This window comes from Metabacillus kandeliae, assembly GCF_021166585.1.
In the GTDB taxonomy this organism is placed as follows: domain Bacteria; phylum Bacillota; class Bacilli; order Bacillales; family Bacillaceae; genus Metabacillus_B; species Metabacillus_B kandeliae.
Genome location: NZ_JAJOZE010000004.1, coordinates 270,981 through 289,329 on the forward strand (window position 1 = coordinate 270,981; position 18,349 = coordinate 289,329).

Here is an 18,349-nt window from a genome sequence, read left to right on the forward strand (position 1 = left end):
AACCAAGAAAGCGATTACAATCAAGCTGAAAATGTGAATATTGTTAGAATATTCATGAATAAGCAAATTAATATGAAAATGCTTTCATCTATCCTATACTTTTTTTGTTAACTACTTTTTAGGAGGAAGAAAATGAAATACCGCAAACTCGGGAGAACAGGATTAAAAGTCAGTGAAATCAGCCTCGGCAGCTGGCTTACATACGGAAATTCCACTGAAAAAGAACAAGCGTTCAGCGTGATTGAAACAGCGTATGAGCTGGGGATAAATTCTTTTGACACAGCCAATGTGTATGCAAGAGGGGAAGCAGAAAAAATTGTCGGGGAAGCTTTAAGGAAATATCCTAGAGAATCTTATGTGCTTGCCTCAAAGGTATTCTGGCCGATGGGCGATGGAGTCAATGACAGAGGATTGTCCAGAAAGCACGTATTTGAACAGCTGCACGCGACTTTAAACCGACTCGGGCATGATTATTTGGACATTTATTATTGTCACCGATTTGATCCTGAAACACCGATTGATGAAACACTCCGCACAATCGACGATATGATCAGGCAGGGCAAAATCCTATATGCCGGTGTAAGCGAATGGACTGCCCGCCAAATTGAGAAAGGAATCGGCACAGCTGACAAATATCTGCTCGACCGCATTGTCGTCAATCAGCCGATTTATAACATGCTCGACCGTTATATTGAAAAGGATGTCATTCCTGTCTCAATAGAAAACGGCATCGGCCAAATCGTCTTCTCACCGCTGGCACAAGGAATTCTGACAGGGAAATACAAAGCAGGCAAAACGCTTCCTGAAGGCAGCCGTGCTGCAGATCCTAAATCCAACACTCATATGAACCGCTACTTAAATGATGAGATTTTAGGAAAAGTTGCAAAACTTGAGGGAATTGCAAACGAAATGGACGTAAAACTGTCCCAGCTTGCGATTGCCTGGATCCTCCGTCAGGAGAATGTAGCCAGTGCGCTTGTGGGCGCGACCAAGCCTGAACAGATCGAAGAAAATGCCCGTGCAGTCGAGATTCTGATGACTGAGGAGCTAGTTGAACGGATTGAAACAGTGCTTACTGGAGAGTAAAGGGGAGAGGGGGGGCAGAGGAGGCCCCCTTTTTTAAGAACTTCCTTATTCAGTGCCGGGAGCTGGCTGATCCACACCTTTTACCCGATGCCTGTGGCTGTCATTTTCCGTTGTATAAAAATCATAATAATGAACGTGCATGCCGTTTCCAACAGGGATGGCAGGACCGGAATAAGCTTTGTAGTAATGTGTATGTCCATCTTCAAATACCACATAGCCTTCCGTATAATGCACATGGCTGCCGTCATTCGTTCTTGTTGGCGGATGCGTAACATCCAGGCATTGGTGCACATGGCCGTCTGCAACAGAAGTATAATCCACAGAGCCATGAGTATGGTTCGGCACAAAGCCCTGCACAAAATCATCTTTGCCAATCTTGTTATTCATGCTGCTCCTCCTTTAAAAAGAATCCCATACAGTATATTTTGCGAATGGATCGATTAGAATCTCTGAAGGGATGGGTACGATGAATTGAACTGCAGATTATATCGGCGAACGACCAAAAAACCGGCCCCTGAATTATTAAAGGGCCGGTTTTAGCTAATTTAAATCAGGCAGTAATCTCCTCAATAAAGCGGCTGAAGGCTTCGCGGCCTGCATCATTCCGCTTGTATACACCGGCATGCTCTAAAATAATGGCAAACACATTGCCAAGCTCTTTCTGGATAATGCTGTAGGCGTTTTCTTCATTCAATTCAGGATGTTCTTCTTTGATTGTAAGCGCCCATGCCAGATGCTTTTCGATCACCAGATTGCTTTTTATTGCCTCTTCGGCAGCCTCACTCGGAAGCACTTCAGAAAGCTCCAGCATTTCCTCTGTCAGACGCCCGGGAAGAACGGCAAGTCCCATGACTTCGATCAAGCCGATGTTTTCCTTCTTAATGTGGTGTACCTCCTGATGCGGATGGAAAATACCCATAGGATGCTCATCACTTGTCCGGTTGTTCCGTAAAACGAGGTCCAGTTCATACAGATTGCCTCTTCGTCTTGCAATTGGCGTAATGGTGTTATGAGGCTCTTCACCTGAATACGCATGTATGCCAGCTTCAGGGTCTGAATAATTTCGCCAAGTGGTTAGAATGTGTTCGGCAAGCTCAACTAAATCGCTCTTCTTTCTGCTGTTCAATCTGATTACAGACATCGGCCATTTCACGATGCCGGCTTTAACGCCAGGGAAAGAAGTGAAGGAAAACTCGGTTTCGATTTCTGCTTTCGCCATCGGAAATTCGTGATGACCGCCCTGGAAGTGATCATGGCTTAAAATGGAGCCGCCCACAATCGGCAGGTCTGCATTTGAACCAAGAAAATAGTGCGGAAACTCTTCCGTAAAGTCGAGCAGGCTGATAAACGTATCACGGCTGATCTTCATCGGCCTGTGCTCCTCGGCAAGGATGATGCTGTGTTCGTTGTAATAAACATATGGAGAATACTGCAAATACCATCGCTCTTGGTTCAGGGTTACAGGAATGATTCTATGATTCTGCCTGGCAGGATGGTTAACCCGCCCTTTAAAGCCGACATTTTCTTTGCAGAGAAGGCACTTTGGATAAGAGCTTTCTTTCAGGTTTCGTGCTGCTGCGATCGCTATTGGGTCTTTTTCAGGCTTGGAAAGGTTAATGGTGATTTCCAAGTCCCCATACTCTGTGTCCGCGTACCAATGCTGGTTTTTCGCAATTCTGTCGGTTCTGATATAATGAACATCCTGTGAAAATTGATAAAAATGATTTGTTGCCTGTTTGATTGAATGGTTGTAAGCTGTTTCTCTGAAAGAACGAATTACCTCAGTTTGGGAAGGTGTCAGGCATCCCATCAGCTTTGTATCAAGAAGGTCTCTGTAGGTTACAGTATTTTCTTCGAGCAGACCGTTCTCTGCTGCCCAGTCTAGGATTTGTTCAAGGATTGCAACAGGTGTTTCGTGCTTCTGTCCTGCTTTGTATTGTTCGTCTGCATCGTCCAAATGGAGAGCTTCCAGCAGTTTGTTGCGGGCAAGATCTTTGTCCCATTCTGTTATCAGCCCTTTATCAAGACCGTATTGCACCAATTCTTCCAGCTGCTGATAAATTGTCATCCTTTATCCCTCCCCAGGTCTTAGTATCCGTTCGGATGTTTCTGGAACCAGTTCCAGGCACTTTCAATCATTTGATCAAGACTTGCGTACTTCGGTTTCCAGCCAAGCTCTTTCATGGCTTTTTCAGATGAAGCCACAAGCTTAGCAGGATCTCCTGCACGGCGCGGAGCCACTTCAGCCGGGATGCTGTGGCCTGTTACTTTGCGGGCAGTATCAATCACTTCTTTTACTGTAAAGCCATTTCCGTTTCCAAGATTGTAAGTGCCGCTTTCGTTTTCTCTGCGCAGCTTTTCAAGAGCGAGAACATGAGCGTCTGCAAGATCCGTGACATGAATGTAATCGCGAATGCATGTGCCGTCGTGCGTATCGTAGTCATCACCGAAAATCATGATCTTTTCTCTTTGGCCGAGAGCAACCTGAAGGATGATGGGAATTAAGTGTGTTTCTGGACTGTGGTCTTCGCCAAGCTTGCCTTCCATATGAGCTCCGGCCACATTGAAATAACGAAGCACCGTATATTTTAACCCGTAAGCCTGTTCAGACCACTTCAGCATTTTTTCAATGGCAAGCTTTGTTTCGCCGTATGGATTTGTCGGCTCTGTCGGATCTGTTTCAAGGATCGGGACGTTTTTAGGCTCGCCATAAGCTGCCGCTGTTGATGAGAATACAATTTTTTTCACATCGTGGCTGACCATTGCTTTTAAAAGCTGAAGGGCGCCGTAGACGTTGTTATCATAATATTGAAGCGGCACTTCAACACTTTCGCCGACGAGCGAGTCTGCTGCAAAGTGCATAACGGCTTCAATTTTGTTTTCTGTGAAAATCTTATTTAAAAAAGCTTCATCGCGAAGGTCGCCTGCATAGTGCTTCGCGCCTTCAAGAACGGCTTCAGCATGCCCTTTTTGCAGGTTGTCTGCTACCACCACTTCTTCGCCTCTATCCAATAATTCCGAAACCGCATGACTTCCAATATAACCTGCACCGCCGCATACTAAAATCGCCATTATAATTCCTCCATATCATCGGTTAATTCTCTGGCACCGCTGCCGACTTCTACGACATAAAACTCAGGTTCCAGCGCTGTTTTTTTCTTGTATTGTTTTTTGACGTTTTCAAGAAAAGAGGGAACAGCGCTCTTTTTTACAATACTGACCGTGCATCCGCCGAACCCGGCTCCGGTCATTCTGGAACCGATAACGCCTTCTTCGTTCCAGGCTGCTTCAGCCATGGCATCAAGCTCTTCACCTGTTACTTCATAATCATCCCGAAGCGAAATATGGGATTCATTCATGAGCTTTCCGAAACCTTCCATATCGCCGGCTCTCAACAGCTGCACCGCTTTAATAGTCCGCTGGTTTTCCAGGACAGCGTGCCTTGCCCGCTTTCTGTCAGTTTCGTTTGTAATCAGATGCTGGTGCTGTAAGAAGGCTTCTTCTGACAAATCTCCAAGGTATTCTATGGATAACTCGCTTTGAAGCTGTTTCAGCGCTCTTTCGCATTCTTCTCTGCGCTCATTGTACTTAGAGTCAGCGAGCGTTCTTCTTTTATTTGTATTGGCAATAACAATAACAGAGTACGGCAGTTCAAGCGGGCTGTATTGATACTCGAGAGTCTGGCAGTTTAAGAGAACAGCTGCCTGATCTTTTCCCATGCCAATGGCGAACTGGTCCATAATCCCGCTTTTAACGCCAATATATTCGTTTTCTGCATGCTGGCTCAGCTTCACCATCTCGATCATTGGAAGATCAGCATTTGTGAAAGCATTCACTAAAACAGCTGAAGCAAGCTCGATAGAGGCAGATGAGGAAAGCCCTGCCCCATTTGGGATGTTTCCATAAAAGAGGACATTCATGCCTTTCTTGATAGAAATGCCTCTGTCTGCAAATTCTTTTATCACGCCTTTTGGATAGTTGGCCCAATCATGCGCTTCTTCATAAGAAAGGTCATCAAGACTGAATTCAATCACGCCTTTGTTTTCAAAATTCAGGGAGTACATGCGGAACTTCCGGTCTTCTCTTTCTTCTGCAAGGGCGTAGGTGCCGATGCTTAAAGCACATGGGAAAACATGGCCGCCATTATAATCTGTATGCTCGCCGATTAAGTTAACGCGGCCTGGAGCAAAAAATGTTCTCGGGCTGCCGGATGTGTCAAAAATGGTCTGAAAGGAATTTTTAAGATCCTGACTCATCTTTCCAATCACCTGCAATTCATTTCAAAGTATTTATCAAGCTGAAAACGGTATCAGCTGCCACTTTTATTGTAGTCTTTCCAGCCTTATTACCGCAATGGTAAAAAATTTGAGAAGAATAGCTTTTTTTTGCGGTTGCAGGGGTGTAAGCTAAATGTAGTTCATCATTCATACAAGCAAAAACCATGAAAAATTTGCTGCCCCATAGGAGAGATAAAGATGAAAAACAAGTATGGAACGATCGCTTTCCGTTTTAAGGAGCCGTCAGTCAGCCATATAGCCCAGCTCTGGTCTGTCGGCTGGGATGAGCACACTTCCTCTATTTATTCCTGGAATGGGATGGAGCGGAAGGACATGGGAAAGGTGATTTTTCAATACACCCTCTCAGGCACAGGGGAAATCGAATTGGAAGGCAGCAAGCACAGGCTGAATCCAGGGCACGCTTTTTTGGTCAAAAGCCCGAGTCATTATAAATATTACCTTCCGGAAGACAGCAAAAGCTGGGAGTTCATGTATGTCACACTTTACGGGGAAGAGGCGGAAAAATGCTGGAATGCGTTGAAGGAGAAGAACCTGTCGATTATTCATTTTCATCCTGAAGCAGCTCCGATCGAGCTTTTGCAGGAGATCCTGTCTGAAGCCAACAGCAAAAAAATAACCAATGCTTACAAAGGCTCCAGTCTTGCTTACCAGTTTTTAATGGCGCTTTATGATTATGCGGCAAATGCTGAAACAAGGATGGCGGACTGGCCCGAAAGCATTGTCCGCTCAGCTCTTTATGCCAAACAGTTTTACCGGGACAACATCGGTCCTGAGGAAATGGCTGAAGTGTCAGGCTTATCACGCTACCACTATATCAGGGTATTTAAGCAAACAACAGGCATAACGCCCATACAGTATTTAACGAAAATCAGGATACAAAAAGCCATCGAGCTGCTTCACCAAACGAAGTATTCTATAGAGGAAATTGCCGAGCTGTCCGGCTATACAAATGCGAATTACCTGAATAAGGTGTGCAAAAAGGTAACGGGATACTCACCGGGAGAAATCAGGAAAAACAAAATGGAATGGGAAGACAGCCTCCCATTCCTCAAGTAGATTCCTGATTTATTTCAATTGTGAGCGATCCTCTGGCATGCATAATTTTCATGCTTGTGCCCGGTGACATAATGTTTTCCATAATATCCTTTGCCGTTTGGACGGCAAGTTCCATTCTTCCGAGCTTTTCTTTTTCTTCTATTGTAAAAGAATGCTGCTCCTTATCAGAAAGCATGGCTAAAATTTTGGAATGGTCAAGATCCAGCTTTTCATAGATGTCATCGTACATGGTTTCAATCAATTTTTTGTCCATTCTATCACCTGATTAGTTAATTTTTGCTATTAATCTATACCTTTTTTGCTTTTATTATAACAGACAAAATGGGATCGGCACTACTGTAAAAGGACACACCGCTGCATCATTAAAGTGAAAATCTTTTATAGGAGGATGAGAAAATGTGATCACCTACCCAATCTTGAAAAAAAGCGTCTGCATCGGAGTAACAGCTCCGTCTTCAGGACTAGAGAAAATACAGCACGAGCTGCTGAAAGCAGCGATTAGAAAAATGGAAGCAAAGAGTTACAGGGTTGTAACAGGAGAGACACCATGGACGCAGGGAAAAGCCAAATCGGCTCATGCGAAGAAAAGGGCGAAGGAATTAAATGACATGCTGCAAAATCCTGAGATCAATCTCGTTTTTCCGCCTTGGGGCGGCGAGCTTTTAATAGAAATGTTGGAGTATGTAGATTTCAGCCGTGCGGGGAAGAAATGGATTTTAGGCTACTCAGATGTGAGCGTTCTGTTATTGGCCATCACGCTAAAGACGGGAATTGCCACAGCACATGGAACAAACCTGATTGATTTGCGGGGGGATGCTTCTGATCAAACAACTGCCATGTGGGAAAAAGTTCTGCAAACAGCGGAAGGGGAGGAAATACAGCAATTTTCCTCTGAAAAATATCAGAAAAGCTGGGATCACGAAAGCTCTTCTCCTTCAGTCTTCCATCTCACAGAGCCGACCGTCTGGAAGACTGAATCAGGCTGCAGGGAAGAAGCTGAAGGAAGGCTGCTTGGCGGCTGCATCGACGTCATTTCCAGGCTTGCAGGGACGCCATATGGTGATGTAACAAAGTTTCGCGATACGTATATTCCAGGCGAAAAAGTTCTCTGGTACTTGGAAAACTGCGAAATGAGTGCGGTGGAGCTTAGAAGGGCTCTTGTCCAAATGAAATACGCCGGCTGGTTTGAAAACTGTTCAGGCATCCTGTTTGGAAGAAGTGCAGCTAATACGGCAGTGGAAGGTTATACTGCTGAAGATGTGTACAGAGAAATGGCAGAAGAAACAGGAGCGCCTGTATTTTATGACATTGATTGCGGACATCAGCCGCCTCAAATTACGTTCATCAATGGTGCCTATGGAAAAATCATTGCTGAAAACGGTTCAGGGAGAATTCTCCAGAGGTTTATTTAAGCCGTTTAGAGAAAAAAGCACTTTTTTGCTTAAACTTCCTGCAGGCTTTTGAAGCATCATTTAAAAGCAATTCCAGCTGCCAGGGCAGTTTCTTTTGGACAATTTTCCATTGAAGCCTGGATTGAACCTGTTCACTCTTGACGGATTGCTGTGAAATGGGCAGATAGCTTACAGCCCGTCCTTTTTTAAAAGATAACATGCTGACTTCCTTTCTTTCTGGTCTAGTGATAGAAGAACATTAGCTTTGCTGAAACGCACGCTGATACTATATGATGTTCCGGCAAATAGGAGAGGGCTATGGCCAAGCATTAGAAAAAAATAATGAAATGATACTAAGAAAAAGCCGCGCTTCATAGAGCACGGCTTTTCACTCGCCGGCAACTTCCTTCGGATAGGGATATTGATAATCCTGGACGTTGACCTGCTTATTATTTTTTACGATTAGTTCTGGGATGCTTGTTTTCGCATACACACCATACCGTCCATTCACAAAAACATTATTAGATACGGTAAAATCCTGGATATGGTCTTTTTTGCTGTTTGTGATGGCTACAATATCTGACTGCTGATAATTTCCCTTTTCTCCGTTTTTAATAAAGTTGTTAAGTATTTTAATATGGCTGGCATTCGCCACATCAATCACGCGCTGATAGTTTCCCTCGCCGCTGATTGTGTTCTTCTCAACGGTTACATTGTTGGCATAGATGGATATGGCTGCCCACATATCATAGTTGTTTTTTTCTTTATAAGTAGCATAAAAATTGTTTTCAAGAAAATTGTTATAAATTTTGTTTCCTTTAATTAAAACGCCTGGAGACTGAATTTTTATGGCTCTTTTGTATGTATAGGCAAAGGAATTGTTCAGAATCTGTAAATTCATTTTGTTTTTGAACCCTTGCACAACGATCCCGTCTCCATCATCCTTAGGGCCGATTTTCTTGAAAGAAGAATTGGTTACAGAAATATTTTCGCTTTCCGGCTGATCCTTTGATTCCGGACTGATCAGGATGCCCCTTGCTACAAAATGGCCCCAGCCTTTAACTGGATTTCTCGCCTTTACATTCTGAATTCTGCTTTTGTCTATTTTAACGTTTCGTACTCCGCCTTCAATTCGGATGCCGCTTACCGTCATGTTGGCAAGCGGTTTTTTTGCCGGCTGCGTAAAATTTTGAACCTTGCTGTCTGAAATAGAAACATAATTGGAGCCTTCAAGGATGGAAATTCCTTTTAAAGCTGTGTTTTTCCCATCTATTAAAAGTCCGTTAATGTCTATATCGCTGCCCTTCACATTTACAACACTCTCAAGGTCATTTCCAGCATCTATAGCAGCTCCTTTGCCGTAAAGCTCTGTATTATCCTTAACACGCAGGCTTTCTGTGATGCGGTATTCTCCTTTTGGAAAAATAACCTTCTTTCCTGATCCGCTGTTTAATGCTTTTTGAATGGCTTTTGTATCATCTGTTTTTCCGTCGCCTGCTGCTCCATAAGAGGCAACGTTCAATTCATCTGTATTTTTCTTTTTAAAATGGGATTCAGGATCCTCTTTTTTCGTCTGCTGAAATGTAACAATCACCATCACTAAAACTAGAAGAAGCACTGCAGCACCTATCCATTTCTTAGCCACACAGATTCTCCAATACCTTTAATACCATCCTGCAGTCCCCCTTGAAAATTGGGATCGATTTCAGTAGCTCGTCCCTCTCGTTCGGAATTCACTGTTTACTCTAGCAAAGAACGTGCCATAAGAAAAGCGGCCATCGGCACCAGTTAGGGGCAGAATGAACAGCTTGCTTTCTTGCTGAACAGCTTCTCTTCCTGCCATATACCCAGGCAAGGATAGAGAAAGTTTCCATAGAAGCAGGCTTCTCTGGATATTTGCAAAAGAACCCTTCAAAAACTAATGAGCCCAAAGGCTGACAGGATACCGATGTTTACCAGCTTTTTTTACATAATCATATTATGAAAATTCTAAATGTGATTAAAGATTAAAGTACTTTTCTTGCATTTAAGAAATGCTATTTGTACACTGATTGCATATACACCACAAACCGGGAGCTTGCAGCAGCAGGCTGAGAGTACGGCTATTCTGCCGTAGACCGCATGAACCTGTTGGATAATGCCAGCGCAGGGAGATAAGCTATCTTTGTTTCATTATTTATGAAGGAAGACAAAGACACTTTGCTCATGGCGGAGTGTCTTTTTTATTAGGCACTTTTAACAGTGGCTGTTGATTTCCGTTTCAGGCGTCCGCTTTCCGCGGGGCGGGCGGTGAGCCTCCTCTGCGCTAAGCGCATGCGGGGTCTCACCTGTCCCGCTGCTACCGCAGGAGTCTCCCGCCTGCCACTGCAATCAACAGGAGCGGGAAAATTAGCATTTTCTGTATTCATCTGCAGGCCTCCCGAAAAAATAGCAAAGGATGAGAGTCTATGAAACTGGAAGAAGCAGCGCAATATCTTAACAAAATCAGAAGGGAAAATCCTCTGGTTCACAATATCACGAACATCGTAGTGGCCAATTTTACGGCAAACGGCCTGCTGGCTCTTGGGGCCTCACCGGTAATGGCTGATGCAAAAGAAGAAGCAGCAGAAATGGCTGCTGCGGCAAAAGCTGTTGTGCTGAACATTGGGACATTAAATGAAGCCGCTATAGAGGCGATGATTCTTGCAGGAAAATCGGCTAACACACACGGCATTCCGGTTATCCTGGATCCGGTTGCAGCTGGTGCGACTGCCTATCGTTCCTCAGCCGCAAAACGGATATTGAACGAGGTCTCTGTTTCCATCATCAGAGGAAATGCCGCAGAAATTGCTCACTTAGCAGGGGAAAACTGGACGGCTAAGGGTGTTGATGCTGGATCTGGTGAAGGAGATACAGCTGATATTGCCCAAAAAGCAGCAAAGCGGCTGGATACGGTCATTGTGCTGACAGGTAAAGAGGATATCGTCACCAATGGAGAAACAATGATCATTATTAAAAACGGCCATCACCTGCTTACAAAGGTAACAGGTACAGGCTGTCTGCTGTCCTCTGTTACCGGTGCTTTTGCAAGTGCAGCAGAAAACCCGCTAAAGGGAGCCGCTGCAGCGCTTCTATATTATGGCATTGCAGCGGAAAAAGCCGCAGCAGGAGCTGACGGCCCGGGAAGCTTTCAAATAGAATTTTTAAATCAGCTTCACCTTGTAAAGGAAAATGACCTGTTAGAAATGGGAAGCATCCAAACAAAGGAGGCGCTGTAAATGAAAATAGCAAAAGCGTTAACCATCGCCGGATCTGATTCAGGCGGCGGGGCTGGCATTCAGGCAGACTTGAAAACCTTCCAGGAGCTGAAGGTGTATGGAATGTCAGCCGTTACCGCTGTTACAGCTCAAAACACAACAGGTGTTCAGGGCGTTTATCCGATGGCAGGAGAAGCAGTCAGTCAGCAGCTTCAGTCCATTGAAGAAGATCTTCCGCCTGATGCTGTGAAAACGGGCATGCTGTTTAACACAGAAATTATTTCTGCCGCAGCTTTCCTCATAAAGGAGTACAAATGGGACAATCTTGTGATTGATCCAGTCATGATTGCAAAAGGCGGCAGTCCGCTTCTTCAGAAGGAAGCGATGGATGTGCTGAAAAAAGAGCTGCTCCCGCTTGCCAAAGTGATCACACCGAATATACCGGAAGCAGAAGAAATGATCGGCGGAAAGATTTCCTCTTCAAAAGATAAAGAAGCTGCCTGCAGGCTGCTTCATGAAATGGGTCCGCACTATGTGATCATTAAGGGCGGGCACGATGATCATGAAGAATCATGTGATCTTTTATATGATGGAATGGATTTTGCTTATTTTTCTGAAAAACGCATTCCAACCAAGCATACGCACGGAACAGGCTGCACATTCTCAGCGGCGATAACGGCTGAACTTGCAAAAGGAATAAACATAAGGGAAGCGGTCCGGACAGCGAAGCAGTATATTCAGGCTGCCATCCTGCATACTCTCAAGATCGGCAGCGGCCATGGCCCGACCAATCACTGGGCGTATCAGCAGCTGAAAAGAGAAGAGGCGCTTAAATGAGTCAGGATTCCGAAATCAAATCGGCGCTGCGGGTTTATTTTATAGCGGGAACACAGGATTGCTCAAAGGACGCTGCTGAAGTCTTGAAAGAAGCGATCGAAGGCGGAATCACCATGTTCCAATTCAGGGAGAAAGGGGAAGGATCTCTTTCCGGAAGAGAAAAAGAAGAGCTTGCAAAAAAGCTGCAGAGCATATGCCGAAGCCATAAGGTACCGTTTATCGTCAATGATGACCTGGAGCTGGCGGTGAAAATCGGCGCAGATGGCCTTCACATTGGACAGGATGACGAAAATGCCGGTGCAGCGAGAGAGAGCATGAAAAATAAGTGGCTTGGCGTTTCTGTCCACACAGAACAGGAAGCAGAGCAGGCGATAGCAGACGGAGCAGATTACCTCGGGATTGGCCCCATTTTTCCGACAGAATCAAAAAAAGATGCGAAAGAGGTGCAGGGCACCGTATTAATAGAAGCGATCCGGAAAAAGGGAATCACCATTCCTGTTGTTGGCATTGGGGGCATTAATGAGCATAACGCGCAAATGGTCATGAAAGCAGGCGCTGACGGGGCTGCTGTCATCTCAGCCATCAGCAGGGCTCCGGATATTGCGCGCGCTGCAGAATCGCTAAGAAAGAAGCTTTAATGTGCCTTGTATTGCAATTGTTATCATTTCTTTATTCTCCTGATAAGGAAGCTTAACAGCAGCTTAATAAGCAGCCGCTATGGTTAAAAGGCAAGCACCATCATATTTTAGGAGGAGAATGAATGAATAAGAAATGGTTCGGTTTTGTTGGAACTGCTGCTTTAGCCATCGGTCTGCTCTCAGGAAATACGGCACTTGCCGGCTCAAAAAAAGATGACGGTATTGCAAATGTAGCTCACAGGGGAGCGTCAGGCTATGCCCCAGAGCATACGATGGCTTCTTACAAGCTGGGGGACAAGCTTCATGGAGATTTTATCGAAATTGACCTTCAGATGACAAAAGACGGAAAACTGATTGCCATGCACGACGAGCAGCTGGACAGAACAACAAATGGAACTGGACTTGTGAAGGACCATACGCTGAAGGAAATTAAAAAACTCGATGCGGGAAGCTGGTTCAACAAAGCCTATCCTTATTTAGCGAAAAAAAGCTACAAAGGCCTTAAAGTATTAACACTGGAAGAAATCTTTAAAGAATTCGGCAAAAATAAAAACTATTATATTGAAACAAAATCACCTGAAGTTTATCCTGGAATGGAAGAAAAACTGCTGAAAACCATTAATAAATACCATATTCCAAAAAAGAATGTACTCATTCAGTCATTCAGCAAAGAAAGCCTGCTGAAGGTACATAAGATGGATTCTTCCCTTCATCTTGTTCAGCTGCTTGATTACACAAGCCCTGCAGCAATTTCAAATGAGGAACTGAAAGATATAAAGACTTATGCGATCGGAATTGGCCCGAATGCCCGCTTTATCACCAAGGAGTATGTACAAAACACTGTAAAAAGCGGTCTTCAGATTCACCCTTTTACAGTAAATGAGCGTAATGATATGAACAAACTGCTTGACTGGGGTGTAACCGGCATGTTTACGAACTATCCGGATGTGCTGGACAGCCTGATTAAAGAGCGAAGCAAAAAATAAGAAAGCGAGGCCCGGCTGATTCCAAGCCGGGTTTTCTATTGGCTATATTTCTTTATTTTGCTAGCATGTTACCACTTTACCAAACTAAAATATTGCGTTATACTACAAAAAGCAATTTGATTAGAAAGGTTCGATTACTATGGATAAAAAATGGGGACTTTGGGTCCTGACCATGTTTGTTGTTGGAAATATGGTAGGCGGCGGAATCTTCATGCTGCCTGCAAATTTAGCCTCAGTGGCAAGCCCGACAGGTTCCACTTTGGCCTGGATTTTGACAGGTGCCGGCGTCTTTATGATTGCACTTGTTTTTGGAAATTTATCAGTCAGAAAACCAAAGCTGAAGGCAGGTCCTCAAAGCTATGCACAAGCGCTTTTTTCTGCTCCTGAAGCAGGACGTGCAGCAGGCTACAGCATGGCTTGGGGATATTGGGCAGCCAACTGGTCTGCTACAGCATCGGTTATTATATCTTTTGCAGGATATTTATCGTCTTTCTTTCCCATCATGGAAAGCAAAGCAGGCATCCTCTCAATCGGCTCTTTTACACTTGAAATTGGAAAGCTGATCACCTTTTTAGTTTGTTCTGTCATGCTGTGGGGCATTCAGGCCATCCTTGCAAAAAACTTCAATGGTGCAGGGCCTATGAACCTGGCAGCAACCATCGCAAAAATTATCGGCTTTGCCTTTTTCATAGTAGCGGCATTGTTTGTATTTGATCTGACAAACCTTGGGCTTGGCAAGGAATACATTAATGCGAGCGGACATGCTGAGTCACTCGGAGGCCAGCTGAATTCTGCTGCCATTGCGACACTCTGGGCATTTATCGGAATTGAATCAGCCGTCATGCTGTCAAACAGGGCGAAATCACAAAATGATGTAAAAAAAGCCACTATTATCGGCCTTGTTATTTCGCTTGCTGTTTATATCGGGATTACGCTTTTAACAATGGGCGCCCTGTCACAGGAAGAATTAAGAGAATCGCAGCGCCCGCTCGTTGACGCGCTCAGCACTGTCGTGGGCAGCGGAGGAGCCATTTTCCTCGCTGTTCTTGCTCTGATTTCCTTATTCGGTTCAACTGTCGGCTGGATCGTTGTCAGTTCTGAAGTGCCTTACAGAGCAGCGCGTGAGAACCTTTTTCCTGCCTTTTTCGGAAAAACCAACCGTAACGGCAGTCCGGCAAATTCCATGACGCTAACAAATGTCATGACACAGATCTTTTTATTTTCCACGATCTCAGGCACTGTTTATCAGGCGTATGAATTTGCCATCACCGTTGCAACGCTCGCCTATCTGATTCCCTATCTCGTCTCAGCGATTTACCAGCTGAAGCTCGTGATAACAGGGGATACCTACGCGGAACTCGGCGGTTCAAGAGTAAAGGACGGCATCATTACGATTCTGGCGCTGCTTTACTCATTATGGGTTATTAAAACTGGAACAGCCGATTTAAAAACCTTTTTCCTCGGAATCGGACTGTTTGTATTCGGACTGGCAATTTACCCGCTGATCATGCGGAAAACCATTCGAACTTCTTATCAAAGGAAAACATTGAAACAGCAGTAGGAGGAAGCCGCCCTGTATTGATGGGGCGGTTTTTTAGTCTCAAATATCACTTCACGCTAAGGCAGGGGGAGATCTTCCCGAAACCGGCTCTTATATTCTCAAATTCACCCCTCATTTTCCCGAAAGGCCGGTTATAAAGAGCCGTGTGCAGATCATGTACAATACGGCATGTGCAGTCACAGCTAAAATTCTCTTTTGCATAAAGAAAGTTTAATTTTGCACGCTGCCCCGAAGCCATTTTCCCGAACCAAGCTGTCTATTTCCCGAATGAAGGGGAGATATTCTCGAAACCGGCTCTTATATTCTCAAATTCACCCTTTATTTTCCCGAAAGGCCGGTTACAAAGAGCTACACGCAGATCGTGAGCAAAACTGCAGATGCAGTCACAGCTAAAACTCTCTTTTGCATAAAGAAAGTTTAATTTTGCACGCAGCCCCCATGCCATTTTCCCGAACCAAGCTGTCTATTTCCCGAATGAAGGGGAGATATTCCCGAAACCGGCTCTTATATTCCTGAATTCACCCCTTAATTTCCCGAAAGGCGGCAGCACTGCCGGACCCATTCGCGGCATAGGAGAATCAGTTTTACTGCCGTCTGCAACATAAGCAGTAAAAAATAAATTCATTCTCTTTGATAACCTTTCCTTATCCCTCCACATACGAAAAATCTAATTTTCCAAAACTGGAAATAAGTATATGATGAATTTAGCAATTTGAAGGATCTAAGGGAAGAAGGCGAAAAACTATGAAAAAGCTTCAGCAATTAGGAAAGCAATTTCATCCGATCGTCTGGGTGCTGTTGTTTGGAACGATTATGACTAGAGCGGCCTCTGCCATGACGCTTCCTTTTCTCGCTATCTATTTGTCAAGAGAGATAAACCTTTCTCCGCTATTGATCGGCCTCACTGTTGGGATCAGTCCGCTGATGTCTGCGGCAGGGGGATTTATCGGGGGCCATCTTTCAGACCGGTTTGGAAGAAAGCCGGTTATGCTCACATCACTTTTCATCTTAAGTTTTGTATACGCATGCTTTTCGATTGCAGGTTCACCGGTTTGGTTTGTTGTTTTAAATGCGCTGAACGGGCTTTGCAACTCCTTTTTTGAGCCTGTTTCCCAAGCATTGATTGCTGATTTGACAGAGAAAAAGAATCGGATGAAGGCTTACTCGTACCGCTATACGGCGATCAACATCGGTGCAGCCGTCGGGCCTCTGATGGGTGCTTATATGGCAAGCACATCTCCGAAAATGGCTTTTCTCGCTACAGCATCTGTTTATTTTATCTATTGCGTGCTGCTTTTTGTTCTCATGAAACGCTTTCTCTTTGAAGGCAAAAAAGAAGGAAAAGAGCCTGTTACGTTCAAAGCAGCCGCAGGGATTATCAGAAGAGATACGGCACTTCGCTATTTGATTCTCGGAAGCATCCTTGTGAATATCGGATATGCTCAGATGGAATCGAATCTGCCTCAGCACCTCAGCCAGTCGATAGAGAACAGTGTGGCTGTTTATTCGATCCTCTTGACGATCAATGCACTGATGGTGGTCATACTGCAAATTCCGATTAGTCACGCGGCAGGAAAATTTAAACCGATGCAGGTGATGATCTTCGGGGCGATTATGACGGCAGGCGGATTGATATGCTTTGGTTATGCAGCAGGATGGTTTCTTGCTGCTGCGGCCATGATTCTTTTCACACTTGGCGAGATTCTTATTTTTCCATCAAGCAGCCTTATTATCGATGATTTGGCACAGGAGCATCTTCGGGGAACCTACTTTGGCGCTGCACAATTCAGAAGAGCCGGCAGCTTTATGGGGCCGATCTTTGGCGGATACCTTCTCGGAAAGGCAGGAGGGATGGTCATGTTTGAAGTAATCGGGGCTATTACGCTTTGCAGCATCCTGTTCTTTCTTATAGGAAGCAGGGTGCAGGTGAAGCTTCCGGCAGTTTCCGTTAAAAAAGAAATGCTGTAAAAGGAAAGAGCACGCTGCAGGCGTGCTCTTTTTCTTTAAATAATGCGGACGTTAAATTCTTTCAAGCCATAAACAAAGCTGCTTTCAATCGGTTCAAGTGTAAAGTTTTCGCTTCTTTCAAAGTCAGGAAACCGCTTAATCCATTCTTTCAGAGCGATGTCAGCTTCCATCCTGGCGAGCGGGGCACCAAGGCAAAAGTGAATGCCTTTTCCGAAAGCCATATGCGTATTTTTCTTTCTTTCAGGGTGAAAATCTTGAGCATCTTCAAAGTGCTCATCATCCCGATTGGCTGAACCAATCCAGGCAACAACGCTTTCTCCTTTATGAATTTCCCTGCTGCCGATCCATGTGTTTTCCTTTGCAATCCGGTTCATTGCCTGCACAGGAGAGCGGAAGCGGAGCACCTCCTCAATAGCAGAAGGCACAAGAGCATCTGGATTTTCTTTTACTTTTAGATACTCTGCGGGATATTCCGTAAAGCAATACAGTGTGTTTGAAATAAGGTTCGTTGTTGTCTCATTGCCTGCAATTAACAGAAGAATGCTGAAGCCAATGATTTCCTCTCTGCTTAAACGCTCTCCTTCAATGCTTGCATCAAGCAGCACAGAGATAATGTCATCACCAGGCTCTTTTTGCTTTTGATCAATAATCTTTTCAAAATACTCCACAAGCTCACGGTGCGATCTGCCCTGATTTTCGCGAAGACGCTGAATTTCCTCATCGCTGTTGTCTTTAGGGCCGGCAACAATCCAATCGGACCATTCTTTGAATTTTTTCTGATCTTCTATAGGAACGCCGAGAATTTCGGCGATTACCATTACCGGAAGCGGATTTGTCAGTGCCTTTACAGCATCAAATTCCTTTTCAGATGCCACTTCATCGAGCAGCATATCGACTATTTTTTGAATGCGCGGCTCCCATTCTTTCATTGCTCTCGGTGTAAAAGCTTTATTCACGAGTGCTCTCATCTGGCTGTGTTTAGGAGGATCAATGTTGATGAGGCTGACAGAAAGGGGAGACTGCTTGCCCTGATCCTGATTCCCTCCCCGGTTGGAAGAGAACAATTCTTTTCTTTCCAATACCAATTTAACATCTTCATATTTAAACACATCCCACGACCGCCGATCCTGATCCCACCGGACAGGTTCTTCCCTTCTCATTTTGCTGTACCAGGCGAATGGGTTGTATCTTTCTTCTTTTGTTGAAATTTCTTTTACCTGGAGGAATGATGAACCAGACTGATTTTCCATTTTGTGTGGCCTCCTTGATTCATTGTTGGTCAAACCTATAGC

At 44.7% G+C, this 18,349-nt stretch carries 16 protein-coding genes; 9 read left to right on the top strand and 7 right to left on the bottom strand.

The window, feature by feature from the left end; genetic code table 11:
* Positions 1–132 precede the first annotated feature (132 nt).
* Positions 133–1,086 carry an aldo/keto reductase family protein gene (locus tag LRR81_RS12365; RefSeq protein WP_231789679.1) on the top strand — a complete coding sequence of 318 codons (954 nt, stop codon included), beginning with the start codon at positions 133–135 and terminating at the stop codon, positions 1,084–1,086.
* Between the two features lie 45 nt (positions 1,087–1,131).
* On the opposite strand, the gene LRR81_RS12370 is transcribed toward LRR81_RS12365, so the two are convergent.
* The 4 genes from LRR81_RS12370 to LRR81_RS12385 form a co-directional block, all read right to left on the bottom strand.
* The gene (locus LRR81_RS12370; RefSeq protein ID WP_231789680.1) at positions 1,132–1,473 is read right to left on the bottom strand and encodes a YmaF family protein; all 342 of its coding nucleotides are present in this window, start codon (positions 1,471–1,473) and stop codon (positions 1,132–1,134) included.
* Positions 1,474–1,636: 163 nt separating this feature from the next.
* Positions 1,637–3,154 carry a UDP-glucose--hexose-1-phosphate uridylyltransferase gene (gene galT, locus LRR81_RS12375; RefSeq protein WP_231789681.1) on the bottom strand — a complete coding sequence of 506 codons (1,518 nt, stop codon included), beginning with the start codon at positions 3,152–3,154 and terminating at the stop codon, positions 1,637–1,639.
* A 20-nt stretch (positions 3,155–3,174) separates the two neighbouring features.
* A complete protein-coding gene (gene galE / locus LRR81_RS12380; protein ID WP_231789682.1) occupies positions 3,175–4,158 on the bottom strand; it encodes a UDP-glucose 4-epimerase GalE in 984 nt (327 codons plus the stop codon).
* A complete protein-coding gene (locus tag LRR81_RS12385) occupies positions 4,158–5,342 on the bottom strand; it encodes a galactokinase (RefSeq protein WP_231789683.1) in 1,185 nt (394 codons plus the stop codon). The genes galE and LRR81_RS12385 overlap by 1 nt, the downstream gene beginning before the upstream one ends.
* Positions 5,343–5,561: 219 nt before the next feature.
* Here LRR81_RS12385 and LRR81_RS12390 point away from each other — a divergent pair, with 219 nt between their 5' ends.
* Positions 5,562–6,440, top strand: a complete 879-nt coding sequence (locus LRR81_RS12390) for an AraC family transcriptional regulator (RefSeq protein WP_231789684.1) — start codon at positions 5,562–5,564, stop codon at positions 6,438–6,440.
* Here the strand turns inward: LRR81_RS12390 and LRR81_RS12395 are convergent.
* Entirely contained in the window at positions 6,433–6,693 is a 261-nt protein-coding gene (locus LRR81_RS12395; RefSeq protein ID WP_231789685.1) for a hypothetical protein, read from the bottom strand. The genes LRR81_RS12390 and LRR81_RS12395 overlap by 8 nt on opposite strands.
* A gap of 145 nt (positions 6,694–6,838) precedes the next feature.
* Here LRR81_RS12395 and LRR81_RS12400 point away from each other — a divergent pair, with 145 nt between their 5' ends.
* On the top strand, positions 6,839–7,852 hold the full coding sequence (locus tag LRR81_RS12400) for a S66 family peptidase (protein ID WP_231789686.1): 1,014 nt from the start codon (positions 6,839–6,841) through the stop codon (positions 7,850–7,852).
* Between the two features lie 367 nt (positions 7,853–8,219).
* Here the strand turns inward: LRR81_RS12400 and LRR81_RS12405 are convergent, their stop codons facing one another.
* A complete protein-coding gene (locus LRR81_RS12405; RefSeq protein WP_231789687.1) occupies positions 8,220–9,476 on the bottom strand; it encodes a glycosyl hydrolase family 28-related protein in 1,257 nt (418 codons plus the stop codon).
* An 802-nt stretch (positions 9,477–10,278) separates the two neighbouring features.
* On the opposite strand from LRR81_RS12405, the gene thiM reads away from it, so the two are divergent.
* The 6 genes from thiM to LRR81_RS12435 all read left to right on the top strand — a co-directional run bounded on the left by thiM (position 10,279) and on the right by LRR81_RS12435 (position 17,057).
* Positions 10,279–11,088, top strand: coding sequence for a hydroxyethylthiazole kinase (gene thiM / locus LRR81_RS12410; protein WP_231789688.1), 810 nt, complete (start codon positions 10,279–10,281; stop codon positions 11,086–11,088).
* Positions 11,089–11,904: a bifunctional hydroxymethylpyrimidine kinase/phosphomethylpyrimidine kinase gene (gene thiD / locus LRR81_RS12415; protein ID WP_231789689.1), complete on the top strand. Its 816-nt coding sequence runs from the start codon at positions 11,089–11,091 to the stop codon at positions 11,902–11,904.
* Positions 11,901–12,542, top strand: coding sequence for a thiamine phosphate synthase (gene thiE, locus LRR81_RS12420; protein ID WP_231789690.1), 642 nt, complete (start codon positions 11,901–11,903; stop codon positions 12,540–12,542). Before thiD ends, thiE begins: the two co-directional genes overlap by 4 nt.
* 122 nt (positions 12,543–12,664) lie before the next feature.
* Positions 12,665–13,528, top strand: a complete 864-nt coding sequence (locus LRR81_RS12425) for a glycerophosphodiester phosphodiesterase (protein ID WP_231789691.1) — start codon at positions 12,665–12,667, stop codon at positions 13,526–13,528.
* A gap of 139 nt (positions 13,529–13,667) precedes the next feature.
* Positions 13,668–15,089 (top strand): amino acid permease, encoded by a 1,422-nt coding sequence (locus tag LRR81_RS12430; RefSeq protein WP_231789692.1) that lies wholly within the window; start codon positions 13,668–13,670, stop codon positions 15,087–15,089.
* Between the two features lie 744 nt (positions 15,090–15,833).
* Entirely contained in the window at positions 15,834–17,057 is a 1,224-nt protein-coding gene (locus LRR81_RS12435) for an MDR family MFS transporter (protein WP_231789693.1), read from the top strand.
* A 35-nt stretch (positions 17,058–17,092) separates the two neighbouring features.
* Here LRR81_RS12435 and LRR81_RS12440 read toward each other — a convergent pair whose 3' ends face one another.
* Positions 17,093–18,307, bottom strand: a complete 1,215-nt coding sequence (locus LRR81_RS12440; RefSeq protein WP_231789694.1) for a cytochrome P450 — start codon at positions 18,305–18,307, stop codon at positions 17,093–17,095.
* Between the last annotated feature and the right edge of the window lie 42 nt (positions 18,308–18,349).